Annotated in this window: 27 protein-coding genes; 1 reads left to right on the top strand and 26 read right to left on the bottom strand. The window is 47.5% G+C overall.

The window, feature by feature from the left end:
- Window positions 1–9 precede the first annotated feature (9 nt).
- Genes dsbD through ACBP46_RS11325 form a run of 8 tightly spaced genes read right to left on the bottom strand, consistent with a single transcriptional unit; the run spans window position 10 to window position 7,446 of the window.
- Complete coding sequence (gene dsbD / locus ACBP46_RS11360) at window positions 10–1,899, bottom strand: protein-disulfide reductase DsbD (protein WP_371016838.1); 1,890 nt, start codon at window positions 1,897–1,899, stop codon at window positions 10–12.
- 41 nt (window positions 1,900–1,940) lie between these two features.
- Window positions 1,941–2,282 (bottom strand): divalent-cation tolerance protein CutA, encoded by a 342-nt coding sequence (gene cutA, locus ACBP46_RS11355; protein WP_371016837.1) that lies wholly within the window; start codon window positions 2,280–2,282, stop codon window positions 1,941–1,943.
- Window positions 2,282–2,926, bottom strand: coding sequence for a maleylacetoacetate isomerase (maiA, locus tag ACBP46_RS11350; protein ID WP_371016836.1), 645 nt, complete (start codon window positions 2,924–2,926; stop codon window positions 2,282–2,284). The genes cutA and maiA overlap by 1 nt, the downstream gene beginning before the upstream one ends.
- Window positions 2,927–2,962: 36 nt before the next feature.
- Entirely contained in the window at window positions 2,963–4,288 is a 1,326-nt protein-coding gene (locus tag ACBP46_RS11345) for a TRAP transporter large permease (RefSeq protein WP_371016835.1), read from the bottom strand.
- Complete coding sequence (locus tag ACBP46_RS11340) at window positions 4,285–4,818, bottom strand: TRAP transporter small permease (protein WP_371016834.1); 534 nt, start codon at window positions 4,816–4,818, stop codon at window positions 4,285–4,287. The genes ACBP46_RS11345 and ACBP46_RS11340 overlap by 4 nt, the downstream gene beginning before the upstream one ends.
- Window positions 4,819–4,831: 13 nt before the next feature.
- The gene (locus ACBP46_RS11335; protein ID WP_371016833.1) at window positions 4,832–5,866 is read right to left on the bottom strand and encodes a TRAP transporter substrate-binding protein; all 1,035 of its coding nucleotides are present in this window, start codon (window positions 5,864–5,866) and stop codon (window positions 4,832–4,834) included.
- Between the two features lie 33 nt (window positions 5,867–5,899).
- A complete protein-coding gene (locus ACBP46_RS11330; RefSeq protein ID WP_371016832.1) occupies window positions 5,900–6,907 on the bottom strand; it encodes a fumarylacetoacetate hydrolase family protein in 1,008 nt (335 codons plus the stop codon).
- The gene (locus ACBP46_RS11325; protein ID WP_371016831.1) at window positions 6,904–7,446 is read right to left on the bottom strand and encodes a VOC family protein; all 543 of its coding nucleotides are present in this window, start codon (window positions 7,444–7,446) and stop codon (window positions 6,904–6,906) included. Before ACBP46_RS11325 ends, ACBP46_RS11330 begins: the two co-directional genes overlap by 4 nt.
- Window positions 7,447–7,599: 153 nt before the next feature.
- Here ACBP46_RS11325 and ACBP46_RS11320 point away from each other — a divergent pair, with 153 nt between their 5' ends.
- Window positions 7,600–8,499, top strand: coding sequence for a LysR family transcriptional regulator (locus ACBP46_RS11320; RefSeq protein ID WP_371016830.1), 900 nt, complete (start codon window positions 7,600–7,602; stop codon window positions 8,497–8,499).
- 111 nt (window positions 8,500–8,610) lie between these two features.
- On the opposite strand, the gene rplQ is transcribed toward ACBP46_RS11320, so the two are convergent.
- The 18 genes from rplQ to rplN form a co-directional block, all read right to left on the bottom strand.
- Window positions 8,611–8,991: a 50S ribosomal protein L17 gene (rplQ, locus tag ACBP46_RS11315; protein WP_077734065.1), complete on the bottom strand. Its 381-nt coding sequence runs from the start codon at window positions 8,989–8,991 to the stop codon at window positions 8,611–8,613.
- 488 nt (window positions 8,992–9,479) lie between these two features.
- A complete protein-coding gene (locus ACBP46_RS11310) occupies window positions 9,480–10,466 on the bottom strand; it encodes a DNA-directed RNA polymerase subunit alpha (RefSeq protein WP_371016990.1) in 987 nt (328 codons plus the stop codon).
- Between the two features lie 139 nt (window positions 10,467–10,605).
- Window positions 10,606–11,229 (bottom strand): 30S ribosomal protein S4, encoded by a 624-nt coding sequence (gene rpsD / locus ACBP46_RS11305; RefSeq protein WP_371016829.1) that lies wholly within the window; start codon window positions 11,227–11,229, stop codon window positions 10,606–10,608.
- Window positions 11,230–11,240: 11 nt separating this feature from the next.
- Entirely contained in the window at window positions 11,241–11,636 is a 396-nt protein-coding gene (gene rpsK, locus ACBP46_RS11300) for a 30S ribosomal protein S11 (RefSeq protein WP_077734068.1), read from the bottom strand.
- Between the two features lie 14 nt (window positions 11,637–11,650).
- Entirely contained in the window at window positions 11,651–12,016 is a 366-nt protein-coding gene (rpsM, locus tag ACBP46_RS11295; protein ID WP_077734069.1) for a 30S ribosomal protein S13, read from the bottom strand.
- 36 nt (window positions 12,017–12,052) lie between these two features.
- Window positions 12,053–12,166 (bottom strand): 50S ribosomal protein L36, encoded by a 114-nt coding sequence (rpmJ, locus tag ACBP46_RS11290; protein WP_003805360.1) that lies wholly within the window; start codon window positions 12,164–12,166, stop codon window positions 12,053–12,055.
- 33 nt (window positions 12,167–12,199) lie between these two features.
- Window positions 12,200–12,418 carry a translation initiation factor IF-1 gene (gene infA, locus ACBP46_RS11285; protein WP_077734070.1) on the bottom strand — a complete coding sequence of 73 codons (219 nt, stop codon included), beginning with the start codon at window positions 12,416–12,418 and terminating at the stop codon, window positions 12,200–12,202.
- A 6-nt stretch (window positions 12,419–12,424) separates the two neighbouring features.
- Window positions 12,425–13,750 (bottom strand): preprotein translocase subunit SecY, encoded by a 1,326-nt coding sequence (gene secY, locus ACBP46_RS11280; protein ID WP_371016828.1) that lies wholly within the window; start codon window positions 13,748–13,750, stop codon window positions 12,425–12,427.
- Between the two features lie 11 nt (window positions 13,751–13,761).
- Window positions 13,762–14,205: a 50S ribosomal protein L15 gene (gene rplO, locus ACBP46_RS11275; RefSeq protein WP_077734072.1), complete on the bottom strand. Its 444-nt coding sequence runs from the start codon at window positions 14,203–14,205 to the stop codon at window positions 13,762–13,764.
- Window positions 14,206–14,215: 10 nt separating this feature from the next.
- A complete protein-coding gene (gene rpmD / locus ACBP46_RS11270; protein WP_077734073.1) occupies window positions 14,216–14,401 on the bottom strand; it encodes a 50S ribosomal protein L30 in 186 nt (61 codons plus the stop codon).
- A 3-nt stretch (window positions 14,402–14,404) separates the two neighbouring features.
- The gene (gene rpsE / locus ACBP46_RS11265; RefSeq protein WP_077734074.1) at window positions 14,405–14,926 is read right to left on the bottom strand and encodes a 30S ribosomal protein S5; all 522 of its coding nucleotides are present in this window, start codon (window positions 14,924–14,926) and stop codon (window positions 14,405–14,407) included.
- 10 nt (window positions 14,927–14,936) lie between these two features.
- Window positions 14,937–15,290 (bottom strand): 50S ribosomal protein L18, encoded by a 354-nt coding sequence (gene rplR, locus ACBP46_RS11260; RefSeq protein WP_077734075.1) that lies wholly within the window; start codon window positions 15,288–15,290, stop codon window positions 14,937–14,939.
- A 21-nt stretch (window positions 15,291–15,311) separates the two neighbouring features.
- Complete coding sequence (rplF, locus tag ACBP46_RS11255) at window positions 15,312–15,845, bottom strand: 50S ribosomal protein L6 (RefSeq protein ID WP_371016827.1); 534 nt, start codon at window positions 15,843–15,845, stop codon at window positions 15,312–15,314.
- A gap of 10 nt (window positions 15,846–15,855) precedes the next feature.
- A complete protein-coding gene (gene rpsH / locus ACBP46_RS11250) occupies window positions 15,856–16,248 on the bottom strand; it encodes a 30S ribosomal protein S8 (protein WP_077734077.1) in 393 nt (130 codons plus the stop codon).
- 10 nt (window positions 16,249–16,258) lie between these two features.
- Window positions 16,259–16,564, bottom strand: coding sequence for a 30S ribosomal protein S14 (gene rpsN, locus ACBP46_RS11245; protein ID WP_077734078.1), 306 nt, complete (start codon window positions 16,562–16,564; stop codon window positions 16,259–16,261).
- Between the two features lie 11 nt (window positions 16,565–16,575).
- Entirely contained in the window at window positions 16,576–17,115 is a 540-nt protein-coding gene (gene rplE / locus ACBP46_RS11240; RefSeq protein WP_371016826.1) for a 50S ribosomal protein L5, read from the bottom strand.
- Window positions 17,116–17,126: 11 nt separating this feature from the next.
- A complete protein-coding gene (gene rplX / locus ACBP46_RS11235; protein ID WP_077734080.1) occupies window positions 17,127–17,444 on the bottom strand; it encodes a 50S ribosomal protein L24 in 318 nt (105 codons plus the stop codon).
- A gap of 12 nt (window positions 17,445–17,456) precedes the next feature.
- On the bottom strand, window positions 17,457–17,825 hold the full coding sequence (rplN, locus tag ACBP46_RS11230; protein WP_077734081.1) for a 50S ribosomal protein L14: 369 nt from the start codon (window positions 17,823–17,825) through the stop codon (window positions 17,457–17,459).
- Window positions 17,826–17,991 lie beyond the last annotated feature (166 nt).

Below are 17,991 nucleotides of genomic sequence, written 5' to 3'. Positions count from 1 at the left end.
TGGCGTTAATTATAAAACCTTGTTTAGCTCTGCAGCGAAGGCTTCAGCCGGCATAAAACCAATCACTCGAGGGTCGGACTGCTCTTGGCCTTGAGCATTAAAAAAGATAATCCCTGGTGGCCCAAACAAATTAAATCGTTTTAATAGCTCACGATCTGCCGCCGTATTTTGGGTTACGTCTGCCTGTAACAACAGCATGTGCTCCATCTTTTGAGCCACTTGGGGGTTAGTAAAAGTGAACTGCTCCATTTCTATGCAAGACACACACCAATCCGCATAAAAATCCAGCATAACAGGCCGGTCTGTAGTGGCTAACAGTTCATCAAGCTGCTGCACCGAGCTAACAGACTGAAAACTGGGTGCCGCCACCGCTGTGGTAGCGGTAGCACCTAGACCCAAACCAGCTAGAGGCTGCGTTAGGCTACGCCCCCCTGAGGCTACCCCCACCGTCAAGGCAACAGCCCACACGGCCACTAAAACCCCTACTGCTTTTAATAGTTGAGCCAACACACTGCTGTCAGCATTAAGCGCTCGGAATGCACCTAATAACACAGCACTCCACATGGCTAACACGGCCCATCCTAGCATCAGCACCCATGTGGGTAAGACGGAATTCACCATCCACCAAGCCGTAGCCAACAGTAAAATCCCAAAGGCGTATTTGATGCCGTTCATCCACCCACCTGCTTTGGGCAATAGCACGCCGGAGGAGGCCCCCACCAGTAATAAGAGCGCCCCAGAGCCCCACGCTAAAGCAAATAACGTAGCACCACCTAAGACCACATCACCGGTTTGAGAAATAAATAACAATACCCCTGCTAACGGTGCTGCTACGCATGGCCCTACGATTAGCGCAGATACCATCCCCATCACAAACACCCCACCGTATTTCCCACCAGGGATTTTGGCTAGACGTCCTTGTAATGACGATTGCAACGCTGAAGGTACTTGCAGGGTATACACATCAAACATAGACAAAGCTAAAACAGCCAATACCACTGCAAATAAACTAAGCACCCACGGGGTTTGCAACCATACCGCTAAGCTGGCTCCCGCCAGACCTGCGGCCACCCCCAGCGCGGTATAGACTAACGACATACCGAACACATACACTGCGGCCAATGCTAACCCACGTTTTCTAGACAAAGCCGCCTGTGAACGTTGCCCTGCAATAATGCTAAGCAAAATAGGCACCATGGGTAATACACAAGGTGTAAAGGACAAAAACAAACCAAAAACAAAGGCTAGCGCCATCATTTGAGGCCAACTGGCTTGTGCCAAAAAACCAGCAATACCCGTATCACTTAACTGAAGGGCATCCGTAAAACTGACGGACTCGGTGGTCTTTTTTTCTACAACATAATCTAAAGGCGCTGGCACACTGGCCTGCACCCATTGTCCTTGTGCTTCGTAGCCATCCGCTACAGGAACTATCTGCACCGTTTCGGTAAGAGGGGAATAACACAGCCCGGCATCGGCACAGCCTTGGTAATTGATCTCAAAATTCAGAGGTAAACCAGGTACACCCTGACCGGCAGGAATAGGAACACGAACAGTGACTTGTTCACGATACACCGCCATATCCTCGCCAAACGTCGGGTCAAAAATGACTTTGGCGGGCGGATACTGGACTTGATCGTTCGCAATAGGTGTGCCATTTACGGCAAAACCAAAACGCGACTGATACATGTAATAAGCAGGTGCAATCTCGAAAAAAACATCGAGCTCAGTAGGACTATGGTGGGCGACCTGTAATTGAAACGCTTGCTCTGGCTCGAGAAAATCCTCTTCGGCATGGGCCGAAACTGCCCCAAACCACATAAATACCAATGCGAAAAACCCAAACACAAACCGATAATAGCTGTGTTTAGCTGAGCGAGCGGGATAGGTACCCAACATAGAAAATCCTTTGGTTAACAGTGATTAAACCTGAACCAAGGCTACGCTGACGTTTGTTCTTTTACCCACTGAATGTAAGAGTCTAGCCCTGCAATTACAGGCAGTACGAGTAGTTCGGGAACATCATACGGATGCAAAGATTTAATGCGCTCCATTAGCGCTAACACCCGTGCACCCGTGGTCTTAAAAGTTAAGGGGACCTCTTCGGCCCCCTCAAGCGTGCCTTGCCACATGTATATAGACAAGCTAGGCCGCCCAAGGTTCACACATGCCGCTAAACCTTCTTCGATCACGATGTGAGCGATTCGTTTTGCCAAGGACTCATCTGGTGCATTAGACAAGACCACAACGATTTGTTCATCAGAATACGGTTCAAATTGCATTATTCAGCATCAGGTTGATTAGATGGCTCGGCTTGTATAAATGCGGGTAATTGCGAGCAAGCCTGTACCGCTTGAGTCACCCGCGGTAAATGGTCGGTGCAGTATCCAAATCGGTGTGCATTAAAGACCTGGGGAATTAAACAGGCATCTGCCAAGGAAGGCACGGTGCCATAACAGAAATCCCCTGATTGATTATACGCCACTAGCTGTTGCTCAAAGGCCTCTAGCCCCAATGCAACCCAGTGCAAATACCACTCTTTACGCTGTTCGGCCGATAAACCAACGGAATTTTCTAAGTATTTTAAAATGCGCAAATTATTGATGGGGTGCACATCACAGGCAATATCATAGGCCAAACCACGAATATGAGCTCGAGCCACACTGTCACCGGGCAAAATAGAGGCTTGGGGATACCTTTCCTCTAAGTATTCCATAATAGCCAAAGATTGCTTTAAAACGGCTGCGCCATCTTTCAAGGCAGGCACTAAGCCCGCAGGATTGATCTTTTTATATGCTGCACTGTGTTGCTGACCGCCATCTTGCAGTAAATGCACAGGTACCGCTTCCCAACTCAGCCCTTTTAAACCTAAAACAATACGAACGCGATAAGCGGCTGAACTACGAAAGTAGGTGTATAACTGCATGCTTTTTCCTTTAATGAATCAGTTTTTTTATTTTTTCTAGTAGCCAAGTAAATGCACAAACCAAAGAGTTAAACTAGGAAAGAACACCAGTAACACCATGCGCAGTAGATCTGAACCTAAAAAAGGCAACACGCCTTTAAAGGTCTCACTTATTGGTATGTCTTTAGCCAAGCCATTGATAATAAAAACATTCATACCTACAGGTGGTGTAATTAGACCTATTTCGACTACCATCAACGCTAATATGCCAAACCAGACTGCTTTATCGGTGTACTCTAAACCCCAAAAATCTAAGCCCATAATGATGGGAAAGAAAATAGGGATGGTCAGCAAAATCATTGATAGGCTATCCATAACACAGCCTAAAACCACGTAAGTAATAATCATTGCTGCCAAAATCGCTAAGGGAGGCCACCCACTTGTTAAGGCTAAATCAGCAAGCAATTGGGAAATTTGGGACAAGGCTAAAAAAGAATTAAGCACGTCCGCTCCGATCAGAATCAAAAAGATCATCGCAGTGGACTCCATAGCACCAAGTACAGCTGAAACAAACCCGTCCCAACTTAACTCTTTTAAAACCAAAGCCACGCCTAACGTCGCCAATACTCCTATGGCAGCAGCCTCTGTTGGAGTAAATACTCCACCATAAATACCGCCGACCACTACAATAAATACCGCTAAGATAGGCCACACTTGACCAAGGGCTTGCCAACGCTGACGCCAAGGCTGACGCACTGACGCGGGTCCACTGCCGGGCTTTAACCGGACTACTAGTGCAACGGTAGCTAAATAGCCAAGCACGGCAATTAGACCTGGCACAAACGCCGCGATGAACATAACCGCTACATTTTGTTCAGCCAAAATAGCGTAAATAACCAACGCTACGGAAGGAGGGATCAATACACCCAGTGTTCCCCCCGCAGCCAGTGTCCCCGTTGCTAAGGAAGGCGAATAACTGTGTTTACGTAACTCAGGCAGCGCCACACGACCCATCGTTGCCGCAGTAGCTAACGATGAGCCGCATATAGCACCAAAACCAGCGCAAGCCCCAATTGCGCTCATAGCGAGTCCGCCTTTGTAGTGGCCCAAAAAGCTGCTGGCAGCATGAAAAAGCCGCTGTGAAAGTCCCCCATACGAAGCAATATTACCCATCAGCAGAAACAACGGAACCACAGAAAGGTCATAACTTGAGAAACGAGCATACGCTAAGCTTTTAAATGTGCTTAATAAAGGAGACCAGCCCGACAATAAAACATAGCCTAGCGAGCCGGCGACTAGCATCGCAATACCAATATGCACACGTAAAGCTAAAAGTCCTATTGCTAGAGCTCCGACCACGACACCTAAAAGCTCGCTGCTCATGCCGTCCCCTTTGGTTTACTCATTAGCCGCCCTGCGGTATAGAGAGAAGTCATACACAAGAGAAAAAACCCTGGCCCTAACATTAAGAATGACCACCACACAGGCCAAGCTAAAATCATACTGCTTTCCCCATAGTGGTAAGACTCTATGCCGCCTACTACGCTTCGCCATCCCAAAACTGCCGCACATAAGGCAAGTAATAGCGCTGCCCCTATGTCTAAGCCACGCTTTAATTTAGGTGGTGCCTTGAGCGTAAAAAAATCCACAATAAGATGCGCATTACGCATTTGGGCATACGGCAAACAGGCTGCAATGCTAAGAGCAGCCCCCATTTGCACTAACTCTACATCCCCTAACACAGGCTCTGAAAAAAGCCACCGTCCTATCACGCTGTATGTAGATAAAACACACACCAGAAATAAAATAGCAGCACCAACCAAAGCCAAGCTTACTGAGACCGCATATAAAAAGCGGCCTAGCAAGTCTGTGGGTTTAGCCCAAGCGCTGGCCTCTAGTCCGCTTTCCGCCATGATTTAGGCCTATTTAGTTTGTGCTGTATTTATTAATTAACGACTTGGCTGTATCAAGCATCTCTTGCCCGTTATGCCCTTTTTTATTCATGTCTTTAACCCAGTCCTCTGCGACCTTATCGCCTACGGCAATCCACTCAGCCATTTGATCATCAGAAATAGCATAAAACGTGTTTTGACGGTCTTCGGCTTGTTTACGAGCAGGACCTACGGACTCATCCCATTGCTTACCAATTAATGCAGAAAACTCAGCCCCACTGTTGTCGTCAATGATTTTCTGCAAATCTGCAGGCAGACTGTTGTAACGGTCCTTATTCATAGCGATGGTAAACAAAGTGGTATAAAACGCAGGTGCGTCTGGGCTCATTTCCGTGTGATACTTGGTTAGCTCATGCAAACGCATCGTTGGCACGACCTCCCAAGGCAAAACATAGCCATCAACTACACCTTTAGACAATGCGTCTGCCATTTGAGGCAATGGAATAGAAACTGGTGTAGCCCCTAATTTGGCTAACATCAGGTTTGTTTGACGTGTAGGGGCACGCATCTTTAAACCTCGCATGTCAGCTATTTTTTTTATTTCACGTTTATTGTTATGAATAATCCCTGCATCGTGTACGTTAAACGCCAGCGGCTTTACTGAGGAAAACTCGTCTTGGGCGTATTGTTCGTAATACTCCCACAACGCACGGCTCGCGCCCTCAGCTTGACGCGTCATAAAGGGTAATTCAAATGCTTCGATAATAGGGAAGCGACCTGCCGTATAACCCGGCAGCGTCCAAACAATATCAGCCACCCCGTCGGCGGCCTGCTGAATAAGTTGTTGTGGTGAGCCACCCAACTGCATAGCCGGATAAATCTGACAGCTTAAACGGTCATTGGATTGCTCGGCGAGCTTAGCACACCAGGGTTCTAGAACCTTTTGTTGACTCAATGCGCCAGAGGGCCAAAAATGCGCGACTTTTAAGACGTATTTATCAGTCTCTGCAGTATGTGCTGTAAATGCTGCTGTTACGCATGCCAAAGCTAGTATCGTTTTTTTAATCATGTCTCCACCACCCGATAGATAAACGTAGATAACCTACGGTTTAAACAACTCAACTTTGTTTTCAATCACACCAAAAATGCTTTGACCTGCTTCATCTTGCATTTCTATGCGAATCACATCGCCGGGCTGCATAAAAGGAGTGACTGGCTTGCCTTGTTCTATGGTTTCGTACATACGTACCTCTGCCAAACAGCAATACCCTACCCCACCATTTTCAATGGATGAACCCCACAAGTTCCCTTGTTTGTTTGAGACGGTGCCTGAGCCCACGATCGTGCCCGCGCATACAGTACGCGTTTTAGCAACATGAGCTACTAACTGAGCAAAGTTAAACGTCATGTCCACGCCCGCATTGGGCTTGCCAAACGGTTTTTGGTTTAAATCGACTAACAAAGGCAAATGCACTTTGTGGTCTTGCCATTTATCACCGAGCTCATCCGGCGTTACAGCGACGGGGCTAAACGCACTGGCGGGTTTGCTTTGTAAAAAACCAAAACCTTTGCCTAGCTCGGCTGGAATCAATCCACGCATGCTGACATCATTTACCAACATGACTAAACGAATGGCTTGACCTGCTTGCTCTACCGTTGCCCCTTGAGGAAGGTCGCCCGTAATAACGGCCACCTCTGCCTCGAAATCGATGCCCCATGCTGGATCCGCCACCACGTTGTCAGTGGGAGCAATAAAACAATCGGATGCGCCTTGGTACATTAAAGGATCGTGGTAGAAGGACTCGGGGACCTCAGCATTACGCGCCTTGCGCACAAGCTCTACGTGGTTGATATAGGCCGAGCCATCGGCCCATTGATAGGCGCGCGGTAAAGGAGAGTGAAATAGATTTACATCAAAGACTTGAGTGTTGTCTGCTGAAGCATTAATTTTTTCATACTCAGCATTGAGCTGCGGCTCGCATTGCTCCCAGTTGTCTAAGGCGTACTGCAGGGTTGGGGCAATGTCTGCCACCACCTTAAAACGGGTTAAATCGCGGCTTACGACCACCAAGCTGCCATCACGGCCTTGTTTTAAGCTGGCTAATTTCATTTAAACATCTCCTTGTAGCTACCATCGTGCAGCCACGCTGCATGTTTAGGTGCTCGTTTAGTTTGACTCCATTCCTCGAGCATCGCCCACTTCACTTCGTCTAGGGCTTTATCCATGCCCGGTAAAGGCGTATTAACGGCTAACTCTAAGCGATGCCCATTGGGATCAAAAAAGTAAATTGACTGAAACAGTGCGTGATCGGTTGGCCCCAATACCTCTACCCCATTTGCTATAAGGCGCTCTTTAGCTGCCAATAAGGTTTCCATTGAGTCCACTTCTAATGCCAAATGCTGAGTCCATTTTGGGGTGTTTTCATCACGCCCCATCTCTGGTTGGTTAGGCAACTCGAAAAATGCCAACACATTGCCCATGCCTGAATCAAGAAAAATATGCATGTAGGGATCGAATTCGCCGGTAGAAGGAACATGGTCTTCGGCAATAGCTAAAACCAATTTCATATCGAGGTTTTTTTCGTACCATTTGGCCGTGGCGTACGCATCTTTGCAGCGATATGCCACGTGATGAATTTTACTAATCATGGCAGCTGTCTCCTTGCTGAATGTCGCAAAGCGTAAAACCGCTGCGACAAATTAGAACGAATTAACCCATTACAAACCAAAATCATCTATTATTCAAATTGATTTTTTCGTTTAATTTATTAATTTAATTAATAAATAAAAGAGGCATGAGGGATGAAAATACGGTTACGTCAGTTACGGGCTTTTGTGGAACTTGCTAAAACTCAAAGCTTTACTCAGGCAGCCCAAAACCTGTTCATTACCCAGTCTGCATTAAGCAGTTTAATTAAACAGATGGAGTTGAATCTGGGTTTACAACTGTTTGATCGTAGTACACGCAACGTCAAGCTATCGGATGTAGGTCAAGACCTATACCCCTATATTGATCAGATTCTGATTGATTTAGCTCATGTGCTTGATGAAGCGGCCAACCTAAAAGCTCTTAAAAAAGGCACTGTGCGTATTGCTGCTCCCCAACTGCTTGCCTGTACTATTTTGCCCCAGAGCATTGCAGAATTTCAGCAGTATTATCCCGACATCCAAGTCCAGCTTATTGACTGTGGTGTAGAACAGGTTGAAACCAAGGTGCTGTCAAATGAGGTGGATCTAGGCATTAGTCCCGAGCGCGATCATCATGCGGATATCGAGCCTACGTTATTGTTTGAGAGTGCTTTTTGCGTGGTTAGTCCAAAAAATCACCCTTTTACTCAGCGTCATCTTATTACTTGGCAGTGTTTACAAGATCAACCGCTTATTCTCTTGCAAGGTCAGTTTACAAAACAGCTCTCGGGCGATCTTAACAGCACGGAGTTTGGGCCAGAGTTTAATTTACGCCCTACGGCACACGTTAATTTTATGTCCACGGCGTTAAGCATGGTAAACTCAGGTTTGGGGTTAACTATTTGTTTGCCGTATGCACGTTCTTTGGTCGACGTATATGGTTTAACCATGCAAGAACTTAGCCCTGCTGTGCACCGGCGTTTTTATACCTATGAGCGCCAAGGGCGCACTTTAGCCCCAGCAGTAGAGCAGTTCAAACAGCACTTAATGCAAACTCTTTCTGCCGTGCACTAATTAAAATAATAAACAACAGCGCTCAAACCCTGCCCAAATACAATGGGTCGTTTGAGCAGCCATAAAAAAACCACCGCATTTAGCAGTGGTTTTTTATTACAAGGTGCGAAATTACTCGGCAGCTTGTTCTGTTTCTGTGCGCTCTACTAGCTCCATGTAAGCCATAGGAGCGTTATCGCCTTGACGGAAACCCATTTTTAGAACGCGGGTGTAACCACCGTTACGCTCTTTAAAACGTGGGCCTAACACATCAAACAATTTAGTTACTGCGTCACGGTCGCGTAGACGAGCAAAAGCAAGACGACGGTTAGCAACGGTTGGCTCTTTGGCTAAAGTGATCAAAGGCTCGATAACACGACGTAGCTCTTTGGCTTTAGGCAATGTGGTTTTGATGGCTTCGTGCTCGATCAAAGACACAGACATATTGCGGAACATAGCCAAACGATGGCTGCTAGTACGATTTAGTTTACGTAAACCACTACGATGACGCATGATTTTTTCCTAATAAATAAAAATGAATCTTAGTTGTGCGATAACTGCATGCCGCACCCACCCAGGCTCTTCTATCAGCATTGCTGCGGGCCAATTGGCGGTAAAAGACTAAAAATTATACCAGAGTTTCTGGTAAAACCACTAGATTTTAGTGGTGCTATGCGTTGTAGAAAACCAAACTGGGAATAGAGTTCCTGTTTGTGTTTGCCTTAACGCGGTCGAACGATTCAGCGCGAAGCGAACGAATAAAGCGAGCACTGCTTAGTGAAATACCATTCAGACAAACCCAGCAAGCAATACATCGCTCTATTTCTTTACCCTGAAAAATAAAACAGAGCACTGGGGGTCATAAGTCAGACTGACAGCAGCACCCTAAACACAAATCAATGATTCAGCACGGGCTTATAAAATAAGCGAACACGGCCTAGTGAAATTGTGATTTAGGGTGCCGCAGTCAAAGCTGACGCTAACCCGGCATCCTAGCAGGATTATGGGCGCTCTAAACCTAGAGGCGGCCAGTTATCTAGCTTCATACCCAAAGTCAAGCCACGTGCAGCCAATACCTCTTTGATTTCATTGAGGGATTTGCGACCGAGGTTCGGTGTTTTGAGTAGTTCATTTTCTGTGCGTTGAATGAGGTCACCGATGTAGTAAATATTTTCGGCTTTCAAACAATTGGCAGAACGAACGGTAAGCTCTAGATCATCTACAGGACGTAGCAGAACAGGATCGATCTGAGGTGCAGCGCGCTCGGTGGTCTCAAAGGTGTCTTCTTCGTTTTCCAACGCAGCAAACACAGAGATTTGATCCATTAGAATACGTGCAGCTTGACGCACGGCTTCTTCAGGGGTCAAAACACCGTTGGTTTCAATATCTAAAACCAGTTTATCTAAGTCAGTACGCTGTTCTACACGCGCGTTTTCTACTGCGTAGCTAACACGACGTACAGGACTAAAAGAAGCATCAAGAATAATACGACCAATAGTATGCTGACGATCATCAGATAAAGCGCGAACGTTGCCTGGTACATACCCACGACCTTGTTCTACTTTGATCTGCATTTCTAGCTTGCCGTCTTCGGTAAGTGTAGCAAGGTGGTGATCGGGATTAACGATTTCCACATCATGAGGGAGCTCGATATCACGAGCAAACACTTCACCGGCACCGGTTTTATTCACAGTCAAATTGACTTCTTCACGACCGTGTAATTTAAAAATCACGCCTTTTAGGTTCAGCATGATGTCGACAACGTCTTCACGCACACCTGAAATAGTGGAGTACTCGTGTACCACACCCGTAATTTGTACTTCGGTAGGCGCATAGCCTGTCATGGAGGACAAAAGAATGCGACGCAACGCGTTCCCTAGTGTGTGACCATAACCGCGCTCGAAAGGCTCCATAATGACCTTGGCGTGGTTTTTAGTGATGGCTTCGACTTCAATGGAGCGTGGCTTTAGAAAAGCTTGAGACATGATTTTTCCTTTTCAATACCCTCGGCTCGTTACACCGATAAGGCTGATGGAATAAAACAAAGAATAAAAACACAACATGGTCCACTCTCGAATGAAAGTGGACCATGTGTCGTTTAACAAGTACTTGGTAAGTACGTGTTAATTAGCGTGAGTACAACTCAACCACTAAGGATTCGTTCACATCACGGGCCACGTCAGCGCGATCCGGGACTTGTTTGAACACACCGCTTAGTTTGCTGGCGTCTACCTCAACCCACTGTGGTACACCAACGCTAGCTGCTAGGTCTAACGACTCTTTAATGCGAAGCTGACCACGAGCTTTTTCACGAATGGCAACCACATCACCTGGCTTAACGGCCATGGATGCGATATCGGCAGTGCGACCATTGATTTCAATTGCGCGGTGGGTTACCAATTGACGTGCTTCAGCACGTGTGGAACCAAAACCCATGCGGTAAACCACGTTGTCTAAACGTGATTCTAGCAATTGAATCAATAGTTCACCGGTGTTACCACGACGGCGCTCGGCCTCTTCGAAGTAACGACGGAACTGTTTCTCTAGTACACCGTACATACGTTTGAGTTTTTGCTTTTCGCGCAACTGCAAACCGTAATCAGACGTACGAGCACCAGAAGTGCGACCGTGCTGACCTGGACGTGAATCCAATTTACATTTGGAGTCCAAGGAGCGACGAGCGCTTTTCAAGAATAGATCAGTACCCTCACGACGCGAGAGTTTACATTTAGGTCCAATATAACGAGCCACTTATCTTCCCCTTAGATGCGACGACGCTTGGGAGGACGGCAGCCGTTATGTGGGATCGGCGTAATGTCTGCAATACTGGTAATTTTGATACCTAATGCATTCAATGCGCGAACCGACGAATCACGGCCAGGGCCAGGGCCCTTGATGCGAACTTCCAAGTTTTTAATACCGTATTCCATTGCAGTACGGCCAGCTTGTTCAGCAGCCACCTGCGCAGCAAACGGTGTGGATTTACGCGAGCCTTTAAAGCCAGCGCCACCCGATGTCGCCCAAGACAATGTGTTGCCTTGACGATCGGTGATAGTGATGATTGTGTTGTTAAAGGTCGCCTGAACGTGCGCAATGCCGTCGGAGACGCTCTTTCTGATTCTCTTACGAGCGCGCGATGCGCCAGAAGCTTTAGCCATCTTCTATTCCTCGATTATTTCTTCAGAGATTGCGCTGCGCGACGTGGTCCCTTACGGGTACGTGCGTTAGTGCGTGTACGCTGACCGCGCACAGGCAGTCCGCGACGGTGGCGCATCCCACGATAACAGCCCAAGTCGATCAAACGTTTGATTGACAGTTGGACTTCACGACGTAAATCGCCTTCAACGTTAAATTGCGAAATCTGTTCGCGAATTACTTCAAGTTCGGCGTCGGTAAGATCTTTGATCTTTTTGGAGTATTCAATGCCCGCACCGTCACAAATTTGACGAGCGCGAGTACGACCGATACCGAAAATCGCGGTTAGACCGATTTCGGCGTGTTGATGCGGCGGAATATTAATGCCAGCAATACGGGCCATGGTTGTTCCTTGTTAAATCGGTTGCGTTTCGGCGTATCAGCCTTGACGCTGCTTGTGACGGGGATCAGTGCAGATTACACGTACCACGCCATGACGTTTAATGATTTTGCAGTTGCGGCAAATCCGCTTAACTGATGCCATTACCTTCATGGTTGACTCCTAGTTTTCTTAAACCGGCCGCTATTATTTAGAGCGGAATACAATTCTAGCTCGGCTAAGATCATAGGGCGTGAGCTCCACTGTGACCTTGTCGCCCGGCAGAATCCGGATGTAATGCATACGCATCTTGCCCGAAACGTAGCCTAACACCATATGGCCATTTTCTAGCTTGATACGAAAAGTTGCGTTAGGGAGGTTTTCTACAACCTCACCTTGCATTTGTATAACGTCGTCCTTTGCCATTTTCTTTTATCGCATAGGCAAACCCGTGCCTTTAAAGTTAGCCTTTTTAAGCAACGAGTCATATTGTTGAGACATCACGTAAGCCTGAGCTTGTGACATGAAGTCCATCGTAACTACAACAATAATTAGCAAGGAAGTACCACCAAAATAAAACGGTACATTCCAGCGCATCTGCAGAAACTCCGGAACCAAACACACTATAGTGATGTAGATAGAACCTGCTAATGTTAAGCGAGATAAAATCCGATCAATATAGCGAGCTGTTTGCTCTCCGGGACGTATACCAGGTACAAATGCACCGCTTTTTTTCAAGTTGTCTGCTGTTTCACGGCTATTGAAAACCAATGCTGTGTAGAAAAAGCAGAACAATATAATCAAAGCTGAAAACAGCGTGATGTACAAAGGCTGACGAGGTGAAAGCGCAGCTTCCAAATCACGTAACCAGCCCAGACCCGGTGTAGTGGAGAACCAACTGGCAATTGTTGCTGGAAGCAAAATAATTGAGGAGGCGAAGATTGGAGGAATCACCCCTGCCATATTAAGCTTCAGCGGCAAATGCGAGCTTTGTCCGCCATAAATACGGTTACCTACCTGACGTTTCGCGTAGTTGACCGTGATACGACGCTGTCCACGCTCGACAAATACAACAAAGTACGTTACTGCAACCACTAGTAAAATAATGAACAATGCAGAGATAATCGACATTGAATCAGTACGTACTAGATCTAACAAGCCGCCTAAAGCGCTTGGTAGTCCTGCAACAATCCCAGCAAAAATAATGATGGAAATGCCGTTGCCTATACCACGTTCAGTGATTTGTTCGCCTAGCCACATAAGGAACATCGTTCCAGTAACTAAGGTAACCACCGTAGTAAAGCGGAATAACATACCGGGGTCAATAACGAGCCCTGGTTGAGATTCCAGTGCAACTGAAATTCCAACTGCTTGGAATAGTGCAAGAAACACTGTGCCGTAACGAGTGTATTGGGTGATCTTACGACGACCCGCCTCACCTTCTTTTTTGATTGCCTCGAGCGTAGGCACAACCACCGACATTAGCTGCATAATAATAGAGGCAGAAATGTAGGGCATGATCCCCAATGCAAACACGGAGAATCGTTGCAACGCACCACCGGAGAACATGTTGAACAAACCAAGAATACCACCTTGATTTTGTTGGAACAGTTCAGACAGTGCGTCTGGATTGATCCCTGGGACGGGAATATGTGTACCCAAGCGGTAAACAACCAGCGCGAGCAGCAGGAATACGATACGCCGCTTTAAATCAGCGTAACCTGAACCTGTCTTACCCTTTGCCTGTGCTTTAGCCACCGTGACCCCTTTTATTCAGCCAAAGACCCGCCAGCAGCTTCAATAGCAGCACGGGCACCAGCTGTTGCACGCAAGCCTTTCAATACGACTTTACGAGACAGCTCGCCGGATTTAATGACTTTTGCGTAACGCACGAGCTGACCAACTACGCCAGCTTGCTTTAATACGTTCACATCGATTTCTTCAACGTCTAAACGTTGTAAGTCGGATAAACGTACTTCGGCGTGCAAGTGACCACCAGGAGCGGTAAAACCACGCTTAGGTAGACGACGCTGCAAAGGCATTTGACCGCCTTCAAAGCCAACTTTGTGGTAACCACCAGAACGAGATTTCTGACCTTTGTGACCACGACCTGCTGTTTTGCCGTAACCGGAGCCCGAACCGCGACCAACGCGGCGAGCAGCGTGTTTAGCGCCAGCTGCAGGTTGTAAGGTGTTTAATTGCAATTGCGACATGCCGATTCCTTTAGGCTTCCGATACGGTAACGAGGTAATCCACTTTACGGATCATGCCACGTACTTCGGGAGTGTCAACCAGAACGCGGCTGCTGTTAACACGGCGTAGACCTAAACCACGAATAGTGTCGCGGTGGTCTTGCTTAGTACCGATAACAGAGCGCACGAGAGTTACCTTGATTTGCTTCTGTGCCATGATTTACCCCAGAATTTCTTCAACTGTTTTGCCACGTTTAGCAGCAATTTCAGCCGGTGTGGAGCAAGCACGCAAACCATTTAACGTTGCGCGAACCATGTTGTACGGGTTGCTGGAGCCTAAGCTCTTTGCTACGACGTTACGTACACCCATTACTTCGAAAATAGCACGCATTGGACCACCGGCGATAACACCAGTACCTTCTGCAGCTGGAGAGATAAGAACAGTGGATGCACCGTGCTTACCAACTACGGAGTGATGTAACGTACCGTCTTTCAGAGCAACTTGGAATAGACCACGACGGGCTTGTTCCATAGCTTTCTGTACAGCAACAGGTACCTCACGGGCTTTACCTTTGCCCATACCAATTCGGCCATCACCGTCGCCTACTACTGCTAGTGCAGCGAAGCTCATGGTGCGGCCACCCTTGACGACTTTACTGACGCGGTTAACCGCGATCATTTTTTCACGCAGGCCGTCATCGCGCTCTTGTTCGGCATTTTGTCTGCCTTGTGCTTTAGCCATTTGACATTCCTTAGAACTTCAAGCCGGCTTCACGCGCGGCATCGGCCAACGCTTTCACGCGGCCATGATAACGGAAGCCCGAACGATCGAAAGCGACTGTTTCGATTCCAGCAGCTTTGGCTTTCTCGGCAACACGTTTGCCGATAATCGTCGCTGCAGCAACGTTGCCACCATTGGCCAACTCTTTGCGCACTTCGGGTTCCACCGAGGAGGCGCTGACCAAAACGCGGTCGCCTTCGGGCGAGATGATGTTGGCGTAAATGTGCAGATTGGTGCGGTGTACCGCCAGGCGATGTACGCGTAACTCGGCAATTTTCTTGCGAGTTGCCACTGCACGACGCAAACGAGATTGTTTCTTGTCCATAATTCGTCCTTGCCTGTGCGATTATTTCTTCTTGGTTTCTTTCAAGGCCACATGCTCTTCGGCGTAGCGCACACCCTTGCCTTTGTAAGGCTCTGGGCGACGGTAAGCGCGAATTTCAGCAGCACACTGACCTACTACCTGTTTGTTTGCACCAGTCAACAGAATTTCTGTTGGGGTTGGGCATTCGGCAGTAACACCAGCGGGCAACTCGTGCACGATGTCATGAGAAAAACCGAGTTGAAGCTTGATAGCATTGCCTTGTACTTGGGCACGGAAACCCACACCAACTAATAGTAGTTTGCGTGTGAAGCCAGTGCTAACACCAGTAACCATGTTGTTCACTAAAGAACGCACGGTACCAGACATAGCATTAGCATGACGGGTTTCGTTAGCTGCGGCAAAGGTCAATTGACCATCGACAAGCTCTATAGTTACATCGCCAGTCAAAGGCTGCACTAAAGTACCACGAGGGCCTTTAACAGTAATTTGATCTTCAGCGATTGTTGTTTCAACGCCATTTGGCAATGCGACGGGGTATTTAGCAATACGTGACATTGTGTTCTCCTTATGCCACGTAGCAGAGGACTTCGCCGCCCACGCCAGCAGCACGTGCTTTACGATCTGTCATAACACCGCGTGAGGTGGACACGATCGCTACGCCCAAGCCATTCATAACTTGAGGAATGCTGTTGCTACCTTTGTAGATGCGTAGACCAGGACGGGACACGCGATCGATACGCTCGATTACGGGTTGTCCAGCGTAATATTTTAAAGTGATTTCTAGCTCGGGCTTTTTATCGCCGGAAACTTGGAAATCTTCGATATAGCCTTCGTCTTTTAGCACAGCTGCAATAGCAGCTTTTAGCTTCGAGGAGGGCATGGATACCGACTTTTTGCTGACCATTTGTGCGTTACGAACGCGGGTCAACATGTCAGCGATTGGATCGCTCATGCTCATGTTTTTTCTCCTACCAGCTAGCCTTGGTCATACCGGGAATCTCGCCTGCGAGGGCCATTTCACGGATTTTATGACGAGTTAAACCGAATTGTTTGTATACACCGCGAGAACGCCCTGTAACAACGCAGCGATTACGCAAACGTGTTGGATTGGCATTGCGTGGAAGCTTTTGTAGCTCTAGGCGTGCCTGATAACGCTCTTCGTCGGACTTAGACTGGTCGTCAATGATTGCTTTTAGCGCAGTACGCTTAGCAGCAAATTTTTCGACTAGTTTTGCGCGTTTGATATCGCGATTGATGAGTGATAATTTTGCCACGTCATCGCCCCTTAGTTACGGAACGGGAAGCTGAACGCATTCAATAGCGCTTTTGCTTCTTCGTCGGTCTTGGCAGAAGTGGTGATGCTGATGTTCAAGCCACGAACTGCGTCAATTTTGTCGTATTCAATCTCAGGGAAAATGATTTGCTCTTTTACGCCTAAGTTGAAGTTGCCGTGGCCGTCAAAAGCACGAGCAGGTACACCGCGGAAGTCACGAACGCGTGGGAGTGCCACAGCGATTAGACGATCCAAAAACTCGTACATACGGCGACCACGCAATGTGACTTTACAGCCAATTGGGTAGTCTTCACGGATTTTAAAACCAGCAATAGCTTTGCGAGTTTTAGTGATAATAGGTTTTTGACCTGCGATTTTCGCCATGTCTTCAGTAGCGTGATCGATAACCTTACGATCTGCTACTGCCTCGGATACACCCATGTTCAAAGTGATCTTGGTGATGCGAGGTACTTGCATGATGCTTTTGTAGCCGAATTCCTTTTGTAATTCTGCTACAACTTTATCGCGGTAGAATTCTTGTAAACGTGCCATGATTTCGTCCCTTATGCCTTAGCGCCCACAACTTTGCCGTTGGAGCGATATACACGCACTTTGCGACCGTCAACAACGCTAAAACCAACGCGATCAGCTTTATCGGTTTCTGGGTTAATCAAAGCTATGTTAGAGATGTGAATAGGCATGGTTTTATCTACGATGCCACCTTGTACACCAGCCATAGGGTTTGGACGCACGTGTTTTTTAACAACGTTGATGCCTTCAACTACAACGCGATCGCCATCTACGTTTAACACCGTGCCACGGCGAGTTTTATCGCGACCGGCTAGCACAATGACTTCGTCGCCTTTACGGATTTTCTGCATATCCTAGGCTCCTTATAGCACTTCAGGTGCCAATGACACGATTTTCATGAACTTCTCGGTACGCAATTCGCGCGTAACGGGTCCAAAAATACGAGTGCCGATTGGCTCTAGTTTTGCATTAAGCAAAACGGCAGCATTGCCACCAAATTTAATTAGCGAACCGTCCTTGCGGCGAACACCCTTGGCAGTGCGAACTACCACAGCGTTGTAAATTTCGCCTTTCTTGACGCGTCCGCGCGGGGCCGCTTCTTTTACGGTGACTTTAATAATGTCACCAATAGCGGCATAACGGCGCTTGGAGCCACCCAACACCTTGATGCACATTACGGAGCGCGCACCAGTGTTGTCGGCCACATTCAGCGTGGTCTGCATTTGAATCATGATTTTTCCTGTTCCAACTTAACTGCACAACCTGGTACGGACAAAAAGCCTACCAAGCAACGCAACCAGTTTTGGGCCCGTCAGATTCGACGTTGGTAACCACACCAATTGTTGTAGTAGCTTGCGCCGAACCCTGGGTTGAAATCTTGCGAGAAACAAAACGTAT

The sequence above is a fragment of the Paenalcaligenes hominis genome, from assembly GCF_041359055.1.
GTDB lineage: Bacteria > Pseudomonadota > Gammaproteobacteria > Burkholderiales > Burkholderiaceae_B > Paenalcaligenes > Paenalcaligenes hominis_A.
Note: the sequence above shows the minus strand (reverse complement) of the source record. Positions and strands in the feature narration are given on the sequence as shown.